The sequence below is a fragment of the Bacteroidia bacterium genome, from assembly GCA_041391665.1.
Taxonomy (GTDB): Bacteria; Bacteroidota; Bacteroidia; order J057; family J057; genus JAGQVA01.
Genome location: JAWKNO010000001.1, coordinates 2,130,903 through 2,157,018, shown reverse-complemented (window position 1 = coordinate 2,157,018; position 26,116 = coordinate 2,130,903). Strand labels below are relative to the sequence as shown.

The 26,116-nt window shown below is 43.8% G+C and carries 13 protein-coding genes; 4 read left to right on the top strand and 9 right to left on the bottom strand.

Features of this window, described 5'->3' with window-relative positions; all coding sequences use genetic code 11:
• Nucleotides 1–22: 22 nt before the first annotated feature.
• The gene (locus R3D00_09010) at nucleotides 23–3,649 is read right to left on the bottom strand and encodes a M1 family aminopeptidase (protein MEZ4773310.1); all 3,627 of its coding nucleotides are present in this window, start codon (nucleotides 3,647–3,649) and stop codon (nucleotides 23–25) included.
• Between the two features lie 36 nt (nucleotides 3,650–3,685).
• On the bottom strand, nucleotides 3,686–4,573 hold the full coding sequence (locus R3D00_09005; protein ID MEZ4773309.1) for an ABC transporter ATP-binding protein: 888 nt from the start codon (nucleotides 4,571–4,573) through the stop codon (nucleotides 3,686–3,688).
• A gap of 399 nt (nucleotides 4,574–4,972) precedes the next feature.
• Between R3D00_09005 and R3D00_09000 the strand changes: the two genes are divergently transcribed.
• Together R3D00_09000 and R3D00_08995 are read left to right on the top strand one after the other, a co-directional pair.
• The gene (locus R3D00_09000) at nucleotides 4,973–6,196 is read left to right on the top strand and encodes a serine hydrolase domain-containing protein (protein ID MEZ4773308.1); all 1,224 of its coding nucleotides are present in this window, start codon (nucleotides 4,973–4,975) and stop codon (nucleotides 6,194–6,196) included.
• A gap of 37 nt (nucleotides 6,197–6,233) precedes the next feature.
• On the top strand, nucleotides 6,234–6,830 hold the full coding sequence (locus R3D00_08995; GenBank protein ID MEZ4773307.1) for a hypothetical protein: 597 nt from the start codon (nucleotides 6,234–6,236) through the stop codon (nucleotides 6,828–6,830).
• A 112-nt stretch (nucleotides 6,831–6,942) separates the two neighbouring features.
• On the opposite strand, the gene R3D00_08990 is transcribed toward R3D00_08995, so the two are convergent.
• From R3D00_08990 to R3D00_08965, 6 genes are all read right to left on the bottom strand, one after another.
• A complete protein-coding gene (locus R3D00_08990) occupies nucleotides 6,943–8,751 on the bottom strand; it encodes a glycoside hydrolase family 2 TIM barrel-domain containing protein (protein MEZ4773306.1) in 1,809 nt (602 codons plus the stop codon).
• Between the two features lie 24 nt (nucleotides 8,752–8,775).
• Entirely contained in the window at nucleotides 8,776–10,218 is a 1,443-nt protein-coding gene (locus R3D00_08985) for a PQQ-dependent sugar dehydrogenase (GenBank protein MEZ4773305.1), read from the bottom strand.
• Between the two features lie 45 nt (nucleotides 10,219–10,263).
• Complete coding sequence (locus R3D00_08980; protein ID MEZ4773304.1) at nucleotides 10,264–11,211, bottom strand: sugar phosphate isomerase/epimerase family protein; 948 nt, start codon at nucleotides 11,209–11,211, stop codon at nucleotides 10,264–10,266.
• A gap of 43 nt (nucleotides 11,212–11,254) precedes the next feature.
• A complete protein-coding gene (locus tag R3D00_08975) occupies nucleotides 11,255–12,709 on the bottom strand; it encodes a hypothetical protein (GenBank protein ID MEZ4773303.1) in 1,455 nt (484 codons plus the stop codon).
• Nucleotides 12,710–12,727: 18 nt separating this feature from the next.
• Complete coding sequence (locus tag R3D00_08970) at nucleotides 12,728–15,241, bottom strand: glycoside hydrolase family 3 C-terminal domain-containing protein (GenBank protein ID MEZ4773302.1); 2,514 nt, start codon at nucleotides 15,239–15,241, stop codon at nucleotides 12,728–12,730.
• Between the two features lie 147 nt (nucleotides 15,242–15,388).
• The gene (locus R3D00_08965) at nucleotides 15,389–16,792 is read right to left on the bottom strand and encodes a carbohydrate-binding protein (protein ID MEZ4773301.1); all 1,404 of its coding nucleotides are present in this window, start codon (nucleotides 16,790–16,792) and stop codon (nucleotides 15,389–15,391) included.
• Between the two features lie 525 nt (nucleotides 16,793–17,317).
• On the opposite strand from R3D00_08965, the gene R3D00_08960 reads away from it, so the two are divergent.
• Nucleotides 17,318–20,272, top strand: coding sequence for a TonB-dependent receptor (locus R3D00_08960; GenBank protein MEZ4773300.1), 2,955 nt, complete (start codon nucleotides 17,318–17,320; stop codon nucleotides 20,270–20,272).
• A gap of 35 nt (nucleotides 20,273–20,307) precedes the next feature.
• Nucleotides 20,308–21,867, top strand: a complete 1,560-nt coding sequence (locus R3D00_08955) for a RagB/SusD family nutrient uptake outer membrane protein (protein ID MEZ4773299.1) — start codon at nucleotides 20,308–20,310, stop codon at nucleotides 21,865–21,867.
• A gap of 112 nt (nucleotides 21,868–21,979) precedes the next feature.
• On the opposite strand, the gene R3D00_08950 is transcribed toward R3D00_08955, so the two are convergent.
• Nucleotides 21,980–25,993, bottom strand: a complete 4,014-nt coding sequence (locus R3D00_08950) for a two-component regulator propeller domain-containing protein (protein ID MEZ4773298.1) — start codon at nucleotides 25,991–25,993, stop codon at nucleotides 21,980–21,982.
• Between the last annotated feature and the right edge of the window lie 123 nt (nucleotides 25,994–26,116).

The window sequence follows — 26,116 nt, the reverse complement described above, 5'->3', positions numbered from 1 at the left end:
TTAATTTTGATCTTTTTTCAGTTTATATCGCTTCCTTACTTTCAACTTCTTTCACATTATCCTCCGGGTTCCGGTCAATCAGCTTATTGATCGGATCAATACCTGCTTTTACGGGTTTGGCTCCGACTTCGATTTCAAAATGGTTTTCCTTTCCTCTGATTCTGTGTTTTTGAAGGTAAATGAGGGTGTCTTTTCCGGCAGCTGTTTTTCCAAATACACCAATATCCATCAGATCGTTGACAGGAATTTCGGTTTCGTTACCCAGGCTGTCAGCGCGGTATTTGATGGTTTCGATGTCAAGGGAAATCTTGTATTTTCCGTCGGAAAGGGTTTCGTAGGCCGCTGTTTTGGTGCGGTTTTCAAACAGCGTAATCGTCTCAAACAAATCGGTGATAATATACTGAAGACTGTCGGGCGTAACCTGTCTGAAATAGTCGAGCAGAATATCGGACGTTACATAACGGTCTTCCCGCCAGGCCCAATCCTTTACATAGCGGTGAAGCGCGGCATTTACACTGTCCTCCGAAATATAATCCTGCAAGGCATACATGACCAGCGAACCTTTGCGGTAATGGATATATCCCTGGGCTTCTACGAGTTCGAGGGGCATTTCTTTTTTGGTTTCGGCGGCTCGCCCGCGCAGATAGCGGTCGAGTTCGTATTTGAGGAACTTCTGCATCATTTCGGGCGGATATTTTTCCTTCATCACCATCAGCGCCGAATACTGCGACATGGTCTCTGAAAGCATGGCATTGCCTTTTACCTGCGCTTCGGTTACCTGATGTCCCCACCACTGGTGCGCCATTTCGTGGGCCGTTACATAATAGGCCATGTCCACATCGTCTTCTTTTATGTCCATGATAAATCCTATGCCTTCGGAGAAGGGAACGGTATTGGCGTAGGACTGCGCAAATGTGCCATAGCGGGGAAACTCCAGAATGCGCATCTGCCGAAACTGATAAGGGCTAAAATGTGTAGAATAATAAGTGAGCGAATGTTTCATACCCTCCATCATCCGCCCGAGGTTGTACTCATGCCCTTTGTTGTAATAGATCTCCAGATTGACAGGCCCCACGTTGGGAACTTCGTACACTTCCCGCTGCACTTCATACCGCGCAGAAAGCATGGAGTAGTAATTAAACATCGGGGCGTCCATTTTGTAATGGAAATACCTGCGACCGTCTTCCTGCCATTCCTTCTGCAAATACCCCGGGGCAATGGCGATCTGGTCTTCAGAAGTACTCATGGTGATCTCAAAGCGAATATGATCGGCGTCGTCTCCGACGAGATTGATCTTTTGTCCGATGGGGTCATTGCGCTCGCGCATGCGCTCCTTTTTGGGAAGGTCATGTTTTTTCCGGTCGTCGTCATCCGCCAATTCCGCGCCAGGTTCATAACCAATTCCGGGGAAGTAGTTGTTGTTGAAAAACGTACCGTTAAATACTATACTGGTATTGGAACCGCCTTCCACAAAACCCTGGGTGCGAAACTCTCCGGTGAAGTCCATGCGGAGGCTGTCCCCCGGTGCAAGCGGCGGGGTGATTTCATAGACAAAATATTTGTAATCAGGATAATTCTCCGAAATGACGGTTTTCACTGCGGGCATCGTGTCCACGCGGGTGAAGGTCAGCGCTTTAATGTTCATCCCCGGTTCCGGTGAATGCTGGATATGAATATGACTGACAGAAACGTCGTTTTTATTTTTCAGAATATAATACCCTTTCACATCAAAATCGCGGTCATAAGGGAAAATATCCACGTTTAGCCCGGTCTCTACGATTTTAGGCTGTGGAATGTCCTGATATTTTTTGAGTGTTTTTTCATAATCAGCCAGTTGCTTGTCCCGCTCATCAGAATTGTGATATTCATTGAGCACGTTGGTATTGTAAAATATATAACAACCCGACACTGTGAAAGTCAGCAATGCCGCAAGCGTAAACGCAATCACCGGACGGGAAAAGCGCATTCCTGCCAGTTTTACCCGGGTTTTCAAAATCACATCGGTACCCCTTATTGCAAAAACCACACTCAGGGCAAACAGGATCAGCGCAAAACCTATCCAGTACACCGACAACCAGGAAAACGGTGAAACAAAATGCCCGTAGGCGTTCATATCAGAGAATGTACCAAGATCCATCGCACCAAACCTGAACATGATATGCTCAAGCCCCATCTCCGGGAAAACGAAAAATACCAGCATAAAAAACAGGATAATCAGCGCATGTCCCAGATATTTCTGGTTGGCGACCACCTGTATAAAAAACGCCAGCAGGGTAAACAACATAATAAACACGAGTTTATCTGTGTACAAATCGGAGAGATAAACAGGTATCTCAAACTTATAATACCCTTTGGCCGCCTGTATCGCGATACCGGTAAACATCAACACGGTCAGAAGCACCACATTCACATAGATAAAACCCAGGAACTTGGCGGCCAGCCCTACAAAATTGGGAACAGGCAGGGTATCGTAAATCTGATTCATCCGTATATCTCTCTCCCGCCAGATCAGTTCGCCGGTATAGAAGACTATCAGAATCACAAAAAACAGATTAAACTCACTGAGCAGTTCCAGTACCGAATAGGTCGTAGGGTACACATCAGTACCATACATCGAGTTGAACTCAAACGCATTGAGTACCAGCAGGATAATTCCCATCAGCGTAATCGCGATGAAAGGAATCGAATTGACGATCTCCGCAAAATACAGGCGGGAGAGACTGAAAATTCGCTGCATATTGGTAGAAAGTCCTTCTGTGATTGTAGGGTTTACCAGAGAAATATTCCGTGCTACCGGCAATAACTCCAGGGAATCGCGGGTTTCTGAGGTTTTCTTTTTTCCTTTACCCGCAATCTTATAATTAAAAAAGCGGAATGTAATGGCGAATGTCACAACCGCTACGGCCAGCCAGAGGATTCGGTTCCAAAGTACCAGTCCGGTAAGGGAATAGAGCTGTGTATTTTGCTCCATCACGGTCCAATACTGAGAAGTCACGTTCAGGAGATTCAATCCAATGGGATCCAATAGGGCAGCCATTACCCGGTTGTCCAGCTCCTGGCTGATATTCGCCCCCACCATATAAAAAGTCAGCAACCCTACGCCCTGCACAAATACAAACAATAACCTTTTGCTTAGAGCACCGCCCATAAAAAACAAAGTACCTGAAATCAGCAGATTGGGGACAACAAACAAGAAAAACGGCTGAATAAAATGCCAGAGGTTAAAAGGGAGCATTTTTTCCTGATCCAGCCACGGCATGACAGAACCGATCATATACCCCAGCGGAACCGCCAGAAAGACAAAAAATACAGTCAGAAAAGAACCGGCAAAACGCCCTGCCAGATAATCGATTTTTCGGATGGGGCTGGTAAAAATCATGGGGAAAGTGAGGTGGTCAAAATCCCTGAGTACCGGTACCCCCATGATGGCAGAGCAGATAAAAAATCCGGGGACTGCACACAGAATAACCATTCCCATAGACAGAACGGTAGGTGCGTTTTCCTTTACGAGTCCAGTGCCGCCGCCGACGGTCAGGTTTTCCCATGCAATAGCACCAAATGCCAGCAAAAACATGAGACCAAAATATATATAGGTAGCAGGTCTTCGAGACCTGTAGTACAATTCGAAACGAAGTATTTCCGTAAACATAGTGTTGTAGCGATTGAATATGTGAAGACGAATTACCTAAACAGCCTGGCGCTGACCGCCAAATATGTGGGAGAAATACACGTGTTCCAGGTCGGGTTCTACCGCCCGGAATTTCTCACCGGGATCTGTTCCGGCAAATACATCCAGCTGCATCTTTCCGGCAGGCATTAATTGATCGGAGATGACAGTATAGCTATTGCGGAAATCTTCGAGTTCTTCGCGGTCGATGACCACCCGCCAGATTTTTCCGGCAAGGTTTTTTACGGCTTCGGCAGGGTGGCCGGTCATCAGGATTTCGCCTTTATTGATAATGGCCATGTCTGTGCAGAGTTTGGTCACATCTTCGACGATATGGGTGGAGAGAATGACAACAGCATTTTCGCCCAGTTCGCTGAGCAGGTTGTGGAAGCGGTTTCTCTCTGCGGGGTCGAGGCCGGCGGTGGGCTCATCGACGATGATGAGGCGGGGATTGGACAACAAAGCCTGGGCAATGCCAAAACGCTGGCGCATACCGCCGGAGTAGCCACCGAGTTTTTTCTTTCGGTCGTCGTAGAGATTCGTTTTGAGGAGAAGTTGCTCGACGAGATCTTTTCTTTCACCTTTTTGAGTTACCCCTTTGAGCACTGCAAGGTGATCGAGCAGTACTTCTGCGCTCACTTTGGGATAGACACCAAATTCCTGCGGCAGATAACCCAACACCTTTCTCACTTCATCTTTTTGGGTCAGGACATTGATATCGCCAAGCCAGACTTCCCCGGCATCAGGTTCCTGAAGGGTAGCGAGAATCCGCATGAGGGTCGATTTTCCGGCACCATTGGGTCCCAGAAGGCCATACATACCGGTGGGAATATTCAGATTTACCCCTTTCAGCGCCTGCACACCGTTGGGATAGGTTTGGGTAAGATTGGAGATAACCAGATTCATATTTTCGGATTATTTAGCAGCACAATTTAATACATAGATGAAAAATAAACTGTTGCGGTTGTCAGAACCGGCGATGAGACGATAAAAATTGACGATAAATTACGGGTTTAGATTGTTTTCTCTGCGAGGCAGGCCCGTCGTTCTGCAAAACGAGGTGATTATTCGACGATTGAGTGGGGTTATCACCCGCTTTCTTTGCGTCTTTGGGAAATGAAGGCCCCCCATGGCACGATGGTTCATCCCTCACCTTTAATTTGTGAACCCAAAATTTTCACTATCTTTAAGTATCGGATTTATTTTACCAAACCTCCTCAATCCGAAAAACACATATTAAGCAATCCTACCTCTACTGTTATGAATACTACGAAAAGCATTCTACTCCTTTCGCTGCTGTGTATGATGGCATGCAGCACCCCCAAAGAAAACGAATCCAAGATCATCACCGAACAAACCAAAGCGCGAATTGATTCCACCCTCAACAGTCTGGTGGAATCGGGTATTGTAGCTGGTGCCTCAGCGTTGATCTTCGAAAAAAATAATGAGACGTATTTTAATGCCTTTGGCTACGCAGACCGGGAAACCAAAGTGCCTATGGACAGAAATACCATTGCCATCATCTACTCAATGACGAAACCCGTGACGGGTACTGCATTGATGACCCTTTATGAACAAGGGAAATTTCAGCTGGATGACCCACTTTCCAAGTATGCACCCGAATTTGCGGATATGCAGGTGTATGCCGGGATGGACTCGGCCACAGGAGAAATGATTCTCGAACCACTCGACCGTCCTATCACCATCCGAGACATTACCCGCCATACGGCAGGATTTATCAATAACCCCAATATGCCCGTTTTGGGGGACCTGTACAGAGAAGCTGATCCACTGAACAGAGAAAACACACTCGTACAGATGGCCGAAAAAATGGGCAAACTACCTTTAATGTTCCAGCCGGGCACTCAGTGGGCTTATGGCCCTTCGGTTGATGTACAGGCTTTTCTGGTCGAGCGGTTGTCTGGCCAGCCTTATGCCGATTATTTACAGGAAAAAGTGCTCACACCACTGAAGATGAGCGAGACCCGATATTTTGTTCCGGAAAGTGATCGCAGCCGAATGTCTGCTATGTACAGAAACGTCGATGGAGTACTCACACAACTGCCTGATGAAGAGGCACATGCTTTTAACATCAATCATTTAGCGCTGACTCCCGGGGGATGGGGACTCACCTCCACAGTGGACGACTATATGCGGTTTGCCCGTATGCTGGTGAATGAAGGCACATTGGATGGAGCTACTGTGCTGAAACCTGAAACGGTGAAACTTATGGCCACCAATCATTTGGATGACAGCATTTCACAACGCATGTGGCTCCCCAGCAAAGGACAGGTCGGTTTCGGGATCGACTTAGCCGTGAGAATGCGACCACCTGCTTCGGCAGAGGAAAACAATGGCGTAGTGGGTGAATTTTTCTGGGATGGCGCTGCCAGTACACTGTTTTGGGTTGATCCCGTAAATGACTTAACAGCTGTGTTATTTGTCCAGATTATGCCTTTCGCAGGTGTGGTGCACAAAAAATTTCGGGATGCTGTGTATGGGCCATATGCACCAGCGCAGACGAAATAAGGTATATTTACTACTAACAAAACACCAGGTACGTGTCATGCAAAATTTAAAATTTCCGATTACTTTCATTTTCAAAATCTCTACTCTTTCCAATGACTTCACAGCAACTGACGCCAACGGTCGGGTTATCGCTTATGTCAGGCAAAAACTATTTAAGTTAAAGGAAGATATTTCGATCTATTCGGACGAAACCCGGTCAAAAACCAATTATCAGATAAAGGCAGACCGGTGGCTTGACTTTTCTGCTGCCTATAGTTTTTATGACAATACCGGACAAACGTTTGGAAAAGTTGTCAGAAAAGGGTGGCGGTCTATTTGGAAATCAGAGTATGAATTAATCGATCAATTTGAAAAAGTCCAATACCATATCAGAGAAGAAAATGCCTGGGTGAAAGTATGGGATTCTTTGTTGGGTGAGGTACCAATTTTATCAATGTTCACCGGCTACTTTTTCAATCCTTCCTATATCGTCACAGATCAAAGTGGGGAAATCATCGTCCGTCTCAAAAAACAACCTTCCTTCTTTGGTCGAAAATTTGAGGTCGACAAAGTGGGAAATATTGACAATGATGATGATGACAGGATCATGCTGGGACTTATGATGATGATTTTACTGGAAAGAAGAAGAGGGTAATACATTGCCCCAACGGCAGATGCCCTCTTTGTCAGAATAGCTGCCACATAAAAAAAGCACTGGTCTTAATAACCAGTGCCTGAGGGAATGATTTTAATTTTGGATTGTTGTTCTATTTGTTTTCGTTCAAATAATAATCCTGCAAAATAAAAAATGCCTTTTTGCGCACGCCCTGCTCAGATATCAAACCTTTTCGGTTAAAATCATGCTGAATCTTCTGCAAATGCCTTCTCGCAGAGCGAAAATCCATCAATATCCAGGGTGATGCTCCTGCGAGGAAATTAATATTGCGCATCATCTCAATATTATTTTTATAAACTTCCTCCTGATACTCCTCTGTCCATCTTTCATTGGGGTCGCCATGAAATCCCTGTAAGGCTCCGCCACCTACTTCACTCATGATCATGGGTTTGTCGTAATGGTTGGTCCAGACGATATCGGGGCAGGAAGACGGCGCACCTGTGTACCAGCCACAGTAGCTATTGATGCCTATGACATCCACAATTTCACCTAAGGGGTCATCGATTATTTTTTCGCCATCTCTTCCTGATTGGGTATCCAATGCAGCAGTTATGAGCCGGCTGTTGTCCAGGGCCCGTGCTTTTGCAGCCAGATTTTTCAGGAAAAGATTTCGGCTTTCACTGACAGGCGTTTCATTGGCAATCGACCAGAGGACGATCGCCGCTCTGTTTTTGTCTCTTGAAATCATAGCTGTCAGCTGCTGTTCAGCATTGCTGTAGGTTTCGGGGTTGTCGTAAAGAATTGTCCAGTAAACCGGAATCTCTGACCAAATCATCAGTCCCATTTTTTCAGCCTCCCTCACCATTGCCTCATTATGAGGATAGTGTGCAAGCCTGATGAAATTACAGCCCAGTTCTTTGGCCCATTGCAGGAGAATTTTACACTCTTCTGCAGAAGTTACTCTGCCTGTTTTAAAGGGTGCCTCTTCATGAATGCTAATCCCCTTGAGAAATATATTTTCTCCATTGAGGAGAATTTTGCTTCCCAGAGTCTCGATGGTTCTAAAACCGATTTCATCGTGAATCTTATCCTGATCAGTGCTGATATTTACCTGATATAGTTTAGGATTTTTGGGCGACCACAACGCTGGTTTTGCATTTATTTTAAAGGTGGCTTTCCCTTCAACATTCACGTTGACCGTGTGGGTTTGTTTGAGTTCGGGGATGGAAATCGTAACGGCGTCGCCAGCCTTTCCCCCTGCGATTGAAACCCAGCCCTCGATGGTCTTTGTATTTTCTTTTGAGAGCTTGACCACATAATCCGTGATATGCTGTTTGGGTACATTCACGAGATGTACAGACCGGGTGATTCCGCCATAGTTCCACCAGTCTGTGTTGACCGTAGGTACCGCCTCTCTTTTCCGCTTGTTGTCAACTTTGACGATGAGGAAGTTATCCTTTTCTTTCAGTTTATCGGTTACATCAAATTGAAAGGGTGTATATCCGCCGATATGACTGCCCAGATACTCACCATTTAGGTAAACTTTTGCCTCATAATTGACTGCACCAAAATACACATAGGTCAACATACCCTCCTGCTTCGCAAAATCAAAAGATCTTTTATACCAAATGGTTCCTTCATAATAATAGAGTTTTTCCATCTGAGTATTCCAGTCTCCCGGCACAACCAGTTCCTGATCTGTATCAAAATCATATTCTACGAGATCCGATGGGGCGTGCACTTTAGCATTTTGGAAATAACCGTCATTTTTGGGCAAATATCTATGGTTATAGTAACCATTTTCCAGAGGGTCAACGATTATTTGCCATACACCATCGAGGGTTATGTTGTCTCTGCCGCCAATGTTTTGGAGCAAATCGGCGTATTGATTTTGTTGAGCAATGAGCACAGTATTCCAGGCTGACAGGAATATCAGCAGCGTCGTTACAGAATAATTCATGTGTTGATATATTATTTTTTTGTACTAAACAGGCATTAACCGGAAAACATATCCGGGATTTTCAACTGCGATGTAGATATAACCGTCAGGGCCTTGTTTTACATTTCTGAGCCTGCCGATATTTTTCATCAGTTGTTCTTCTCCAATGACCTTATCACCTTCGATGATACAGCGGTTGAGATAGTTGAACCGGAGAGAGCCGACAAGCAAACTTCCTTTCCAACCAGGGTAGAGATCTGATTCGACGAAAGCCATACCACAAGGGGCAATCGAAGGCACCCAATAATGAACCGGCTGCTCCATTCCTTCCTTCTCCAATAGTTTGGTAAAAGAAGTTCCGTCATAGTTGATCCCATATGAAATCACCGGCCATCCATAGTTTGCACCTTTTTTCACAATATTGATCTCATCGCCGCCTCTTGGACCGTGCTCGTGTGCCCACATGACACCTGTGGCTTTATTGAGGGTCAGGCCTTGTGCATTGCGGTGACCATAGGTAAAAATAGACGGTACAGCACCTTGCTGGCCCACAAACGGATTGTCTTCGGGAATACGGCCGTCATCATATATTCTGTGAATTTTTCCTTTGGGGTTTTCCAGCGTTTGAGGATTTTCATTCTGATTGGCACGGTCACTTGCCGTGAAGAACAAGTAGCCGTCATTATCGAATGCCAACCGCGAGCCGTAATGCCATTCTGCCTTGGTATAGGGTCGTCCACGGAATATTTCCAGAGGCTCGGTGAGCTGGTTGTTGAGATAGGTGTACCGATTGATGGCAGTTCCCGAAATGGTATCACCTTTTTCGACCGTAAAGTCCGAATAACTGATATACAGCCAATGATTTTCTTCGAAGTTGGGATGAAGAATGATATCAAGCAAACCTCCCTGGGAGTCATATCTCACTTTGGGAGAACCTTTAATGACAGTCTTGTTGCCTTTTTGATCTACGAGATACAGGATACCCTTTTTTTCTGTGACCAATACTTCTCCTGAAGGAAGAAAAGCCATACCCCAGGGATTGTTCAAACCTTCGGCAATGGTATCCAGGCTGAAGGAAAACTGCTCAGTCTGGAAGGTATCAGAAGTAAGTTTAATTTCCTCGAATCCATATTTCGCGACATGTTCAATTCCCGTTTGAATATAGTCTGCCAGCTCGGCGATCTGGGTTTCAGAAAAGACCTGCCCCCATTGAGGCATACCCGCGTCTGCATATCCATGAGTGATAGACTTGATCAGACTGTCGCGATCCTTACCGTGTTTCCATGTACGGTCTGCAAATGCCAGCATTTGTTCGCCATGGCAGCCGGAACAATTGGTTTGGTACAGAGCGGTAGCCCGGACTATCGCGCTATCCACTACCCCAACTGCCGAATGATCATCATTTCCTTCTTTATTTTCCGGAGCGCAACTCGTCCAAAAACAAATCGATATCATCCAAACAAACAAAATATTAAATCCCTTTTTCATACTTCTCCTTTTGAATTAATTTTTATTGTAAACTTTTCTTATCCATCACTTTGAATCAATAGCAGCCTGTAGTTCTTTGATCATGGCCGGGACTAAGGCAAATGGATCATAGGGAACATCGCGTACGAGCAGTGTTTCTATGGGCAAATACCCTTTATATCCCCCATCCCTGATGATGTTAATTAGTCTTACATAATCTGTTTTTTCCTCTGCTCCAATTCCGCGGGGGCTTTCTTTAATCTGCCAGTTGACCGCGTAAGGGACAACGGCTGCAATATCTTTATAAGGATCTTCCGTCTTAAAATTTCCGGTATCAACAATTATACCTGCCCACTTTGAATCCACCGCTTTTAATACATAGAGGCATTGTTCGGCAGTTTGGAGCATTTCGCCATGATTTTGTATGCCGATTTTCACATTGTATTTTTCTGCATAGGGAATCAGTTCCTTATAACAATCTATCATCCATTGAGCGGGCACATCCCATTTATCTTCATACCCTTTGGGAATAGCGCCGGCAAACACCCGGAGAACAGGTGCGCCGAGTTTTGATGCTACGACAATCCATTTTTTAGCCAGCTCCACCCCTTCGGCCCTTACCGCCGAGTCTGGAGAGGCAAAATTATTCCGTATTCCGGTTCCGGTAATGGTGATACCCAGTTCCGCGGCTTTGTCTTTCAGTTGTTGGATATACGCATCTGAAGGCACCTCCGGATAGGTAGGGAAGAAGTAAGCCGTAGGGTCCAGTGCCTTAATATTTTGAGATGCACACCAGTCCAGCAGATTAAACAGAGTATAGACCGGTTGTTTATCACGGGAGTTTCTGGCTGAGAGAAGGTCGCTGAAAGAATAAGCATTGAGACCGGGGATGAGGTCTGGTGCCGGAGTGGCTTGTGTTTCCTGCTTCATTTCAGGATTGCAGGCAATCCATGAACCTGCAGCGACAAGCAGCAGCATAAAAATCCGGATTTTTTTTCTGAAAAATATTGCCATAATGTGCGGTAGTTAGTCGTAGCGTTTTTGTTATTCACCCTCCTTAATCCGTTGATTGATCCAGATACTGAATCAACTCAAAGGTATGCATATTTAGCATTTTCATATTGTCCAGCAAGGGCGTATAGTGATGAAAATTGCTGTTCACAATACCTTTATTGGAGTCGCGATTGGATTCGTCTGTAGTTAAGTCCAGCGGATCATTATCCTGGTAGGTAAACCAATGCCAGCCCACACAAGATTTGCTTTTCAAAAGTTCAATGGTAAAGTTTTGATAAAAATAGCCTCTATCTAGCTGTGTAGGAACATTCCACCCTGCCCCCGTACGATTTGGCAGTCCGGAGTCTTCCCCTTTTGTATACCATTCTGTAATGAGGAAGGGTTTCCCCGACCATTTTTCCCAGTCTTGCATGAGGGGCTGAACAGGTTCCCATTTCCGGTAATGATTGATAGAGACGATATCCATATACTTCCCTGCGACTTCAAATATTTTCGGATTTTGCAACTCTTCCTTTTCCTGATTAAATCTGCAACCTAAATACAAATGATTGGGATCGTATTTCCTGATTGCATCTGCTACTTTTTTGATGTAGGTTTCAAAATAAAACCCCGAGAACTCAAGCCGGTCTTCTGCTGTAATATCATCAGGCGAAGCATTTTTCCCCTTTCGTTCATCCAACCATTTCTTCGCAGCGATGTAGCCTGCCTCATTTTTTCCCAGGTATTTCAGATGTCTGTCCAATGCATCGTTGACCCATGGCAATTCATTGTCTGTGAAATACCCAAGCAGGTATGTATCATTTTTATACTTAGCTATTTTCGAAATTTCAGATTCAACAAATATATCAAATTCAGGATCAAAAACCATTGCAAGATCGTATCGGTATCCCTGCCATCCGGCCGCTTCATATTTCCCTCCAAATTTTTTCTTATGCTGGGATTTATAAGCGCCCATAGGGTTTACGATGACACTATATACCAATGGCGCTTCATTTTCCCTCATGAGATCGACATTTGACCAGGCTCCGGTTCCATTGAAGCCATGATCCTTTAAAAAACTTGTTTCCTCCCGAACCCAATCCCGGTCTGTGCCATATTCTGATTTCAGTGCGGCTTTCTGATTTTCAGATCTTCCGGGACGAAACACGGCAACGCCTTTATGGATAAACGGGTTTCCTTCGGGATCAATAATCCACCACCGGTCGCCTTGTTTTTCGACACGGAAAAAGCCCGACCCTGTGGACCGGGCGATTTTCCAGCCACCATAATTATCTGTTTCAGGATCATTGGAATAATTGAATCCCGGAAGACGGTCTATAGTCTTTGCCGTATATGATTTCCAGACCGGGTCTCCCGCATTTTTTCTGGCGTTCACCTGATGAAAGGGCAAAACAGAATCTGCAACTACCGTGAGGTTCACTGTTTTTGCATTCTGCGCGTTAAGCGGATTGGCACAAAGAAAACCTATAGCCAATAGCCACATATATAGCTGTTTCATAAAAATCGTCTGATTAGGTTACTGTATAGTTTCTACCATTGAATAGGGGATCACCTTTCCATCAGGTATCACCAATTGGCCACGACAACTATTATTGTTAAGATTTAAATCTTCCGATAAATCGCCATCTATTTTTGCAGTGATCATAAATTCACCCTTAGATGCAATCCAGTTTCGATGATTTACTGCCTGCGCGCAGATCATTTCCATACCGCCAACCGGAATGGCGACAGACTTAGAGTAATAAGTTGCAACCTTTTTGCCGTTTACGTAGAAATGAATGAGGTGATCTTCGCCTTTTTGGGTTGCTCCTGTACCATTATTGATCAATGAAGCGATAAAAACGACCTCGTCTCCTTCTTTGGGGAATGCGGGCATCGTACGGATATTGGCAATAGAGAGATCGGGGGTTGCATCGGCTGCGCCCAGGGTAAACGTTGTCTGAAGGGTAAGTTTGTCTGATGCGCCACCGACTCTGACGATAAACTCCCCTTCCGGAACCTGATAGGATGCCAGTTTTTCATTATACACATACAGCTCTTCCGGACCAATGAGGAGCGTGACCGTTTTTGTTTCGCCGGGTGCTAATAATACCTTTTTAAATCCGCGTAATTGCTTCGAAGGCATATCAATAGCAGGAGAAATTTTCGCCGTTGAAAGGTAAAGTTGGGCAACCTCTTCGCCAGGGAGTTCTCCTGTGTTTTTCAGATCAAAGGCGATTTCTATAGACTCGCCGACCTTTGCATTTTTTTTATTTACCCGAATATTGCTGTATTCAAAAGTGGTGTAGCTTAAACCCGAGCCAAACGCAAATTCAGGAACCAGATTTTGAGAATCAAACCATTTATACCCTGCACCTTTTGTCACCAGGTCGCGAAAATCGGGGCTGATGGGAATAATCTGCGAATCATCTTTCGGCATAGTCGCAGGCAATTTACCTGAAGGGTTATAGTTACCAAATAAGACATCCGCAATTGCCCGACCAGCCTCCTGTCCGGGATAAAATGCATAAACCAGCCCTTTTATATGGTCGATCACCGGTGTAACACTGCATATCCCTCCGGAAATCACGACCAGAATGATATTGGGGTTTACTTTGGCGATCTCTTGTATCAGTTCATTTTGCATCCCAGGCAGCAAAACCGTACCAGAAGGTCTGTCGGGGCGGGTAACGGCACCGCCCCCTTTTTCATCCGCCTCTTTGTCCAAAAAATACCCTTCCCCTTCAACGGTAGGATCTAATCCTCCTACGAATACCACAACCTGGGATTTGCTGGCTGCCGCAATCGCATCCGCAAACTGTGACTGGTCTTGGTCATTGATATTGCAACCCTTTGCGTAATGTACCCGCTCTGGGCCCAGCATTCTCGTCAAAGCCTGTTCTACAGGTATGGTATAAGCAGGTATCACTTTGGAACTGCTGTTGCCATCCAATGGAAGGACGGCTGCATTAGGGCCAATGACTGCAACCGAGGTCAGGTCATTTGTATCGAGAGGTAAGATATGGTTTGTATTCTTCAGCAAAACAAGGCCTTTAAGCCCACTCTCATACACAAGTTCTCTGTGTGCTTTGCTATCAATAATGTCTTTTGAAATAGTAGGCACACCATCAATCATACCAGATAAGATCTTGGTTCGCAAAACGTTTCTTGCGGCCCTTTCTACAAGCGCGCTGTCAAATATACCATTGGCTACGCCTGAAGGCAGTTCTTTGATGTAGAGATTATTCCCTTCACAAAAATCAAGTTCTGCATTCAGGGCTTTTCCGGTTTCACCAAATCCTCCCCAATCCGACATAGTGTAAAAATCAAATCCCCAATGATCTCTCAGCAGGCTTTTAATCAGGTATTTATTTTCAGCACACTTATCGCCATTCACCCAATTATAGGCACACATGATAGACATCGCCCCCCCTTGCTGAATGGTTCTTTTCCAATGGTATCCCCAAAACTCAACGAGACTTCTTTCATCACTCAGGTAATCGTTGGTTCTGCGGTTGATTTCGTATGTATTCAGATTATAGTGTTTGACAGATCCAAACACAGAGGTAGTGTTTTGGCCGAGTACAAAAGCCTCAGAAATTCGCCCTCCTAAAAACGGATCTTCGCCAATCGTCTCTGGCGCTCTTCCTATGCGGGGATCGATTAACAGATCGAGTGTTGGGCCGGCAATACGGTCTTTGCCTCTGGCGGCCTGTTCCAGCGAGATTGCCCTGCCAACTTTTGCGATCAGGCCGGGATCCCAGGTAGCAGCCATTCCGATTGTGACGGGGAAGGAGGAATAACCTTTTGCACCATTGCCTATCCCATGAGGCCCGTCACTTCCTGAAAACTGAGGTATTCCTAATCGCTCATTGCCGTCTGTCAAATAGTAAAGTTGTTCGATTTTTTCCTGCATACTCATTGCAGACAGCAGCGTATCGAGACGCTGTTTGAGTGGGTTTTGGGTTTCGGGCAGCGGGGCACACCTTACAAAAACCAAGAAAAAAAACCACGTGGCGATAAATAATAGAAGAGAGGAATTCCTTTTCATTATACAGATCCATTTTAGGGAAGATAAAAGGATGCGCCCAAGTACCGGGCAGGCAGTCGATCAGTAATAAAGCGATCTGGTGCAAAAGAATCACCAGATCGCTTTATTATACAATATCTCCTTATCAGAGCTAATGGTGAGCGGGTTCTATTCTTTTGTCAGATAGATATCATCTACATAATAGTCCCAATCTTCTCCTGCAGCAGGAGTGGCACTTTGCTCATCACTTCTCAAAACAAATACATTTTGCAAAGTGGAAAGGTCAGGTGATGCTCCACCGTCAGTTTTAAAATCAGCAAGTGGAATTTTGAGCGCATGCCAGTTGCCATCTCTTTCAAAGCCATAGGTTTTTACGGCGTCGTCCAGCATTACCCAGAAATTGCCACCGGAGCCATCTCTGATTCGGATTTTCATTTTACCCACGGAAGTCGTCTTAAGCGCAACATTATAATACCCCCCTAAATAAGCAGAAGCATCAAAAGGACTGGGATCGGGAAGCAGGGTGGCATGTACGCCATACTGGTTTGTTGTGGTGGGGTCAAACTTAATATATAGCGCTTCACTTCCTTCATAGGCATCTGTAGTGGCGCTAATCGCAACCATAGAGTTGTTTTGAGTAGTAACGCCGATAGAACCTGCTGTTGCAGAGCCTTCAGTATAGATCCCATACTTTTCAACCACTACCACACCCGGTGCAGAAATGTTGATCTTATCCACGTTTACGCTTCCACCGGTGAAGTACAATCTGAGGATTTGCTGGCCGGCATCGAGGTTAATGCCCTCCACTTTGACAGGAACATATGTACCCCATCCCCCGGTACCGGGGAAGGCAGGAAGTTCGCCCAAATCTGTAAAGGTTGTTTCATCGACTACCAATTGGATTTTAATTGCACTGCCTCCAGGGCTGGATGCCACAAAAAATTCAAAATCGTAGGCAGCGGACGCCTGAACATTTACGGTGTACTCTACCCATTCATCAGCGGCGGTATAACCAATATTTACTAAGCTGCCATCTGCACTTACTTCCAGATCTATTCCGTCATCCTGTCTATATCTGGCACTACCGGCAGTTACAGCTTTGTTTTCGGCTTCTGTATCGTGATATGCCAACCCCTCTCCTCCGACATCATAATTCTCTACCTCCAAAGTTCCCGGGATGGAAATTGGTGCACTTTTGTAAGGGCCCTGAAGAATTGGCGGGGCTTCTACGTCAATGGTAAACACCTTTTCTGCCGTTGTATTATCAATAAATAGTACCACCAGCTTTGCCTCAAAGGTTCCACCGGATGAATAAGTGACCGTAACATTTTGTGCCGTTGAAGTAGCGGGCGATCCGCCCTGAAACGTCCAGCTTAAAGATTGTACTTTGGTAGAATTATCTTCAAAAGTAACGGTCTCATCTGCCTTAATACTTGTAGTGGATGCAGTAGCATTCAACTGGCCTTTTTCGAAAAGCTCTACTACCCGCACATCTTCTTTACATGATGAGAAACCTATTATAAGAAAAAATAACAGGTATAGTAGTTTGAGTGAGTGTATGTTTTTCAACATGATCATTAAGATAGTTAGTTGTTAATCGTAATTAATAATTCGCTTTTTCCTGTCAACACGATAAAACCCAGGGGAACCCAAAGAGTCTGAAGAACACATCTACCTGCCAGGCAAATATTGCCAATTACGATTAGAATGAAGGTGTCTGAGAATCTTTCTTTAGGGGGTAATATGTACGTTTTGAGAATCCCCCTGAATCTCCATAAGCAGATCACAGCAGGCACATACAAACCCCTACAAACGAATATTTGCATCCCCTGCTATTGATTTTCATGCGTCATATTTGAGTCATCTATGTTACTCGCTTTCCTACCTGTGTACGAGGTGAAAATCAGGGGACTTTCACCCAATATGAGTCAAAATCTGCTGCCTGCTATCCAAGTAAAGTTATTAGAACTAACATTTTTTAAACCGAACTGACTATAAACTTAAACACTTAATGCTATTATGATGAAAAACAAAACTCACAAAGGAAGACGTTTTCGGATTAGCATATGTTTGAGGACAAGCCTCTTATTGCTAATAATGGGATTTGTCTTTACAAATGCTGATGCGCAACAAAACGCTATTACAGGAACTATACTGGATGAATCCGGCGCACCTTTGCCGGGGGTAACTATTGTTATTGAGGGCACTGCCATCGGCACACTTTCGGGCGACAATGGAGCATTCAGTATCAAAGCCACGCCGGAGCAAACCCTTAACTTTTCTTATTATGGAAAGGAAGCCGTTTCTATCCTGGTAGGAACGCAGACCAAAATAAATCTGACCCTAAAGGATGATTCACGCACATTAGAAGAAGTCGTGGTGATTGGGTATGGCGCCAAAAAGAAAAGCGATCTGATTAGCTCAATATCATCTGTAAAACCAGAAGATATGACCAAGGTAGCGACCTCCGATATTGGAGAGATGCTTCGGGGAAAAGCAGCAGGCGTACTGGTTACGCTGAGTGACGGAGGGCCGGGCGCTTCATCCAATATTCTTATTCGTGGTCAAAACTCCATCAACGGGGGCAATTCGCCTATTGTAATTGTCGATGGGGTTCCTGTTGGTAATATCAACGATATCAACCCCAATGACATCGCTTCGCTGGAAATCCTGAAAGATGCAGCTGCCCAATCTATTTACGGCGCCAGAGCATCCAACGGCGTGATTCTGATTACAACTAAGCGTGGGAAGGAAGGACGGTCATCCGTTTCTTATACCGGAGCCTCCGGCATTCAGACGATCAACAGGAATTTTGATATTTATAGCGGGGATGAATTTGCCCAATTGAAAAGAGAAGCCTTTAGAACTTCCAACCTGGGTGTGTACCGCAATGACGCAGATGTGATGTCTCCTCTCGAAATCGCAAGTATAGAATCGGGAGAATATATCAACTGGGAAGAAGAAATATTGCGCACCGGAAGAACAGAGAACCACAATATTAGCATTGCTTCTGGTACAGAAAAAACAAGCGTGTATACAAGTTTCAACCTTTTTGACCAGGAAGGCGTAATTGACAACTCCGATTATACCAGGGTGACTGCAAGGATCAACCTCGATCAACGAGTCAATAAGTGGTTTAAACTGGGAATGAATACCTCGTTTCAGTATTCAACTGAAAACAGTCCCAACGTTGGTGGCATATTGCTTACCGCTATTACGACTTCACCTCTCGGAAAGGTTTATAATGACGATGGTTCGCTCCGCTATCTTCCAGGAGGATTTGAGGAAAACAAGAACCCCTTAATTGATATTTATGAGACCAATACGAAGAACCAAAACAGAAATGATATTATCAATCTTTTTCTGGATATCAGCCCTCTCAAAGGACTGAACTATCGGCTAAATGCAAGCAGAAGGTCGTGGAATGGCAAGGCATTGTCTTATAACAGTTCCGAATCCATCACTGGTATTACGAATGGCGGACTGGGCAGGGGAAGTATTACTTTTCAGGACAATGTGGAATGGCAGGTTGAGAACATTCTGACCTACAAACCTCAGTTGGGTAGCACCAAACACAACCTGAGCCTGACGGCCGTACAAAGTGTTACAGAATCAAAATATAATCGTTTGGCGCTCAATTCAAACGATCTTCCAAACGATATTCTCGGCATCTATGGGTTGGAAGCTGCGGCTACCAATACACCTTTTATTTCAGGTAACAGAAGAGCATTATTATCAGCAGCCGCGAGAGCTGAGTACGATTATAATTCCAAATATTATGTCACCCTCTCAAGCCGGGCAGATGCATCTACTGTATTTGGTGCCAATAACAAATGGGGATTTTTCCCGGCTGTAGGTCTTGGGTGGAATGTGCATCATGAGAAGTTTATGGAAAACATCACCCCTATTTACAACCTGAAGCTGAGAGCCAGCTATGGTAGTGTAGGAAATGAAGCCATCGCACCCTATCAGAGCTTAAGCTCTGCTTTGCAGAGAGATTACGTCATCAATGGGGTAAAAGTGTCGGGCTATGTACCCGGAGATTTTCTTCCAAACCCCAATTTAAGATGGGAAACATCCACTACCTTAAACGCTGCCATAGACCTGGGCCTGTTTAAGAACCGCATTACTTCAACCATTGAGTTTTACAACACCCGTACCACCAACCTGCTGGTCGATCAGGCACTGAATGCCGGGCTAGGTTATACAAGAAAGAAAACCAATCTGGGCGAAGTAGAAAATCAAGGGTTCGAGGTTACTTTTAATAGTGCGCTGGTCAGAAAGAAAGATTTCAATATCAATCTGGGCTTTATTTTCTCTAAAAACGTCAATAAAATTATCAGCCTCTATGGTCTTGATGAGGATGGCGATGGAATTGAAGACAATGACGTAGCCAACAGATGGTTTATTGGTCAGCCCATCAATGTCTATTACCAATATATGGCTGTGGGTATTTTCCAGGAAGGGGAAGATATCGTAAGTTCACATCAGCCCAGTGCAAAACCTGGAGATGTCAAACTATACGACAGATATCCTGATGATGGTCAGCTAAATGCAGCCAATGACCGCGTACTTACCAAAGCAGGTCCGGACTGGTTTGGAAGCCTGAATTTTAGTGTTCAATATAAATCTTTGGATTTTTCTGCCGATGTAAATACCGTACAGGGAGTTACAAGATATAACACGTTCCTGGTTGGCTACAGTGAAGGAGGCTCTTTACGCGGAATTAAAAATGGTATCAAGCAGAATTATTGGACACCTGAAAACCCAACCGGAAATTTCCCCAGACCCAATGAATCCAATGACCCCAACAACCTGTTTGCGCTGGCACTTCAGGATGCTTCTTTCACTCGTTTACAAAATGTCACATTGGGGTACACACTCCCTCAGACTGTACTGGCTTCCAGAGGCCTGAGCAGGCTAAGAATTTACGTAACAGGCAGTAACCTGATTACCATCACAGATTACCAGTCTTATAGCCCGGAAAAAAATCCAAACGAGTATCCGGAAGCGGTGACAGTTGTCGCAGGGTTACAAGTGAATTTTAACTAATAATCATTTAGTCAGAAGTTATAAACTTTCAAATTATGAAAAAGAGCATATATAGTTTTTTGATTTTTGCACTCATCATTTCCCTGGGGCTTACTTCATGTGAGAACTTCCTGGACGAAATCGTGCTGGATCAAATCTCTGTAGATTATATCTACACAACAGAAGATGGGTTGGCAGTGGGCGTGAATGCCCTCTACAACCTGATGAGAACCTACAATGTTCCGGGAGGAGAAAATGATCCTTTACGGGCCAACTTGTTTTTTATGGCTGCCACAGATCTGGGAATGGTCAGGACGTATTTCACCCCATATCAGGCATCTACCCATACGGCAGTAGGCTTTTGGTCTTATAAATGGGTAGAAGGCTATCAGATCATTGACAGATGTAATGCAATCATTACGAGCGCCGAAGACATCGAGATGGATACAAACAAAAAAAATCATCTCGTCGCTCAGGCTAAGGTCATTCGCGCTGAGTTGTACTTTGATCTGATCAGAATGTATGACAATATCCTTTTGGATACCACAGCTACCACACCGGAAAATGCCGGCGACCCGGTAACTTACAAACCCGCTAATCCCGATGATGTATATGCATTGATTGATAGTGACCTGGAATTTGCGATTGCGAATCTCGCTTATGACGAACCTTACGGAAGGTATTCGAAAGGAGTAGCCAGACATATCCGGGGCAAAAGTGCCATGTGGCAAAATGACTGGGCTGAAGCTGCTGCGCAGTTTGATGCCATCATCAATGAGAGCGGTAAAAGCCTGGTTGCTTTGGAGAATGTATTTGGTCAAAACCTGAACCACAGTGAAATGCTATTTGCCATTGTCAGAGATGAGGCACTGGGCTCAACAGGTGCAGGGGACAACCTCGCGGGAGGTGCAGGTACATGGTTTGGCAGCGTTTTCACACAGCGACTTTATGAGCAGTCATCGGGTGATTTTATCCAGCAGGTAGAATACGGCGGTCAGGCACTGGGATGGGCATTTCCCAACGATTATCTTCAATCTTTGTACGACAAAGAAAATGATAAGCGCTATACAACCTATTATTACCCGGAAACCTACGTCGTCAATAATCCGAATTCACCCAGGTTTGGACAGGTAATTCCTGTTACAGCGTATGATGACAATTTCAGAAGGTATCACTTCAGCTTAAAGAAGTTTTACGATGCTGAAAAAGGCGCATTGACCAATGATAGCTGGAAAGACTATCCTATGTACCGGCTGGCGGAAACCTATCTGCTGGGATCAGAAGCACACTGGAGGCTTGGCAATGAGGGGAAAGCCCTGGAATACATCAATGCCATCAGAGAAAGAGCATATGGCAGTAATGCCTATAACTTCACATCTTATACGCTGGATACATATTTGGAAGAATCCGCACGTGAATTGGCGATGGAAAGAAACCGCTGGTTTTTGTTGAAGCGCTTAGGACTTTTGGTTGAAAGACAGAATGCACACTACAGATTTGGTTCATCTTCTACCAATTTGATCCCCTATCCTATGGCACCGCACATGGTAACCTGTCCTATTCCACAAAGTCAAATTGACTTGATGGGTACCTTCCCTCAAAACCCGGGATACTAACAATGTTACGTAGGTAAGTTTTGCATACTAAGGGAGGGGCTGGCGTAATTTCCAGCCCCATTTTTTTTGTCCTGACAGTAAACATTCACCCTGAGCAGCCTGCCTGAGATCACTAAACAGACAGTTTAGCATTTTTATAATCTGTAGGGGATAGTTTGTACACCTTTTTAAACTCCCTGCTGAAGTGTTTCCGATCATTAAAACCCACCATAAATGCGACATCAGAAACCGGATAACTGGTATTGGTAAGTATATCGGCAGCTTTTTTCAGTCTCACATATTTGATCAGGGTAGCCACGGAATGGTTGGTCAGCGTATTTACTTTTTTATAGAGAATCGTTCTGCTCATACCGATTTCCCTGACAAGTTCGCTCACATTAAAATCAGGATTTTCGAGGTTCGATTCGATGACTTCCATTAACTTCTTAATAAACAACTCTTCGGGCGTTGTCAATTTTTTCAAGTCTGAATCAATGATAAAGTTGCCGCTATACTTATGTCTCAGTATTTCTTTGGAAGACAGCAAATTTATAATATTCAGCTTTAGGACTTTCACGCTAAAGGGCTTGGCGATATAGGAGTCCGCACCGGTTGAAAGGCCTTCTATTTTACTTTCTATAGATGATTTGGCCGTTAATAAAATAACCGGAATATGATTGGTGCTCTCATTGGTTTTGATATACTCACATAACTCAAGGCCATCCATTTCAGGCATCATGACGTCGCTGATGATCAGATCAGGGATTTCTTCTTCCAGATACTGGACGGCCTCTTTGCCATTTGGAAACTCCAGAATATTATATTCTTCACTCAAAATGTCTGCGACAAACTTCCGGAACTCATCATTATCCTCTACGATTAATATGGTCTTTTTTTCAACATCATTTCCATTCAGATTTGAGGGTAAATGATCCAATATTTCATTTGAAATCAGTGTTTCTTCAGCATCAGTAAAAAACTCTTCAATCGATAAATCTTTTTCGACTATCTGGCCTTTCATCAGATGATCGGTTCCCAATTGTAATGAGATTTGAAATACAGTAGTTGACCAGGAGTCATTCTCATCTATCAGACTGATTTCGCCTTTATGTAATTCAATGATGCTTTTTGAAAGTGCTAAACCTACCCCTGTTCCAGTATTATTAACCCCGCGATCTTCAATCTGGAAAAATCGCTGAAAAATATTTTTCTTATTATGCTCGGGAATTCCTATTCCGTTGTCTTTAATTTTTATGTTGATCCACCCTTCATTTTTATTGGAGCCTTCAACTGAAAGTACAATTTTGCCGTTCTCCTTTGTAAACTTAAATGCATTGGAAAGCAAATTGTATAAGACCTTCTCCATCTGATACCTATCAAAATAGACAGGTATGGAACTTGAATCTATGGCAAATTTATATTCAATATTTTTTTCGACGGCAACCCCTTTAAACGATTCATACACCTCAAAACAAAAAGAAACAATATCCTGCTTTTCGCAATAAATTTTCAGGCGACCACTTTCCGCTTTTCTAAAATCCAACAACTCATTAACCAATTTTAGTAGTCGGTCTGAATTATTCTTGATGGTTTTAAGCCTTTCTTCAATTTTTGAGTTTTTCTCCACAATCTCCAAAAGATCTTCAATAGGTGCGACCATTAATGACAGGGGCGTTCGAATCTCATGTGAGACATTGGTAAAGAAATCCAGCTTCATTTTGTACATTTCCTGCTGCCTTTCTTTTTCAACGTGTTCGATAAACAAGGCTCGCTTAAGTTGTACCCGCATATTGACAAATCTTATCACAACCAAAGAAATCGTCAGAAAGAATAGAAAATACACAAGATACGCCCACCCGGATTTCCACCAGGGAGGTCGTATGTTGATTTTTAAGGATTTAATCCGGGAGTTCCAGGTATTATCCTCACTGGTCGTTTTTACACTGAATACATATTGTCCGGGAGCCAGATCAGACAAACTAACTCCATTTTGGCTGCCTATCATATGCCAATCATCTTCCCTTCCCGGGCCTTCCAGTTTATAGGCATATCTGTTGTTCTCCGGATTGACAAAATTCATGGCGCTAAATTCAATTTCCAAATAACCCTGATCGTAGTTTAAGTTGATCTCAGAAGTATTGGAAATATCCCTTTTTAAGGGAGAGTCAGGATCAGAAACATTCACCTCCTGATTGTGAATTTTAAGCTTAGTCAGCACAATATCACTGGTATTGGGAGATTTAGTAATAGCAGCCGCATTAAATATCGCCAGCCCTTTGGATGCACCAAACACCAGTTTATTACTATTTAACCGAATACTACTGTTTCGCGAAAATTGCCCCAGCGACAAACCATCATTCGAAGAATAGGAAGTAATCTCTACATCAGATGCATGAAAAGGAAGGGTAAAATTGATGAATTTTATCTTAAACAGTAAATCATCAGAACTCACCCAAATATTTCCATCGTCATCTTCCGCAATACTCTTGATGGAATTGTCTGTCAACCCGATTGATTTATTCAGAACATAAAACTTTTGGGATTTTTCATCAAAAAGATTAAGTCCACCATAGTCTGTCCCAATCCAGAGTCTGTTTTTTGAGTCTATAAATAAAGTAGTCAGATTATTATTGGATAGTGTATTCGCCCCTCCACTCCGATAGATGCTGGTAATCACTTTTAAATTCTTATCAAGAAGATTCAGGCCATCCTGAGTTGCTATCCATATTGTGTTCTCCGCATTTTCGATATCCGTAATAAAGTTATCGCTGAGCGAATGATCGCCATTACCGGTTTTGTAGATCTCAATCGAATTTTGGGGAGTTAACATTTTTAATCCATCCCCTTCAGTCGCAACCCATATTTCCTTATTATCAACCAACAACCCTGTTATTGGAAATTGCCCGGAGGAATCATTTTTTGCTAGCGGTATATTTTTAAACTGTCTGGTATTTTTATTAAACTGATAGAGACCGTTGACAGTCCCGCATAACAGGTTTTCCTGATCCAGATTCGCCAGTACATTAATCATGTTACTGGACTTTATTTTGTCCGTATTGTTGATCTTATAAGAAGAGATCTTTTTATTTTTAAAATCCAGAAAATTTAAGCCGCCCCCATTTGTCCCTACCCAGAGCGACTCTTCACTTTCTTTAACCAGGGCGTTTACAATAGGGTTGATTAATCCAAAATTGGGCGCTATGGTCTCTCCTACTTTTATGAAATTGTAATTGGTATGGTTGAAAAAATTTAAGCCGCCCGCACTTGTACCTATCCATATACTTCCGCTCCGATCTCTGAGGAAAGACTTTATTTCATTATCACTCAGACTGTAATTGTTAAAAGCATTGTGCCGGTAACTGGTGAATGCCCCGATGTCTTTTTTCAACACACTTACCCCGTCAATGGTTGCAAACCAAATCGTATGGTTATCAACAGGCAAAATATCGTAAACCCAATTGGAGGCAATCGCAGTTTCACTTTCAAAATCCTCCACATAGTTTATCAATTGGTTTTGTTTTCTGGCGTAATGAAATACACCATTACTTTTTGTCGCAAACCATAAGTCGCCATCTTCATCCCTGGCAATCTTCCAAACCTTCGCCTGAAGAAACGACTTGTTTTCCTTAAAAATATCCGGAAGTTCCTCATTCATTCCTGTATTGGGGTCAAAGGCCTGTATCCCATTGGAGGTTCCAACCAATACACCCAATTTTTTATCATAATACAGGGAAAGTACCCTTGCGCTATTAAACAATTCTGCATTTGAATCATTAGAAACGCTTAGCAGCAGGTGTTTTTCTTTATCAAGCTGCTTTACGCCCCCAAATGTACCTATCCATATTCGTTTATCGCTATCTTCAATGATAGAACTTATATAATTACGCCCTCCTTTGATCGGAAGTATGTCAATCGGGGAAAATATCTTTTTATCTTTATCGAAATAGTTAACGCCATTGCTCGTACCAATCCACAGATTTGTATCGCTATCCTCGAATATAATATTTATATGGTTATTGCTAATACTCCCGGCGACATTTCGGTCCCTTGTGTATTTGATAAAATTGTATCCATCATATCTCAGCAAACCATTTTCCGTCCCAAGCCAGATAAACCCCTTCCCATCCTGAACAATACTGGAAATCATGCTGGGCGCGAAAATTTTATCATAGTTTATATGTTCAAAATACAAATCTGAACTTTGTCCATAGACGGGAGTCCTCTGAGTTAGGAATGACATCGCTATCGCGAGAAAAAGATATTTGAACAC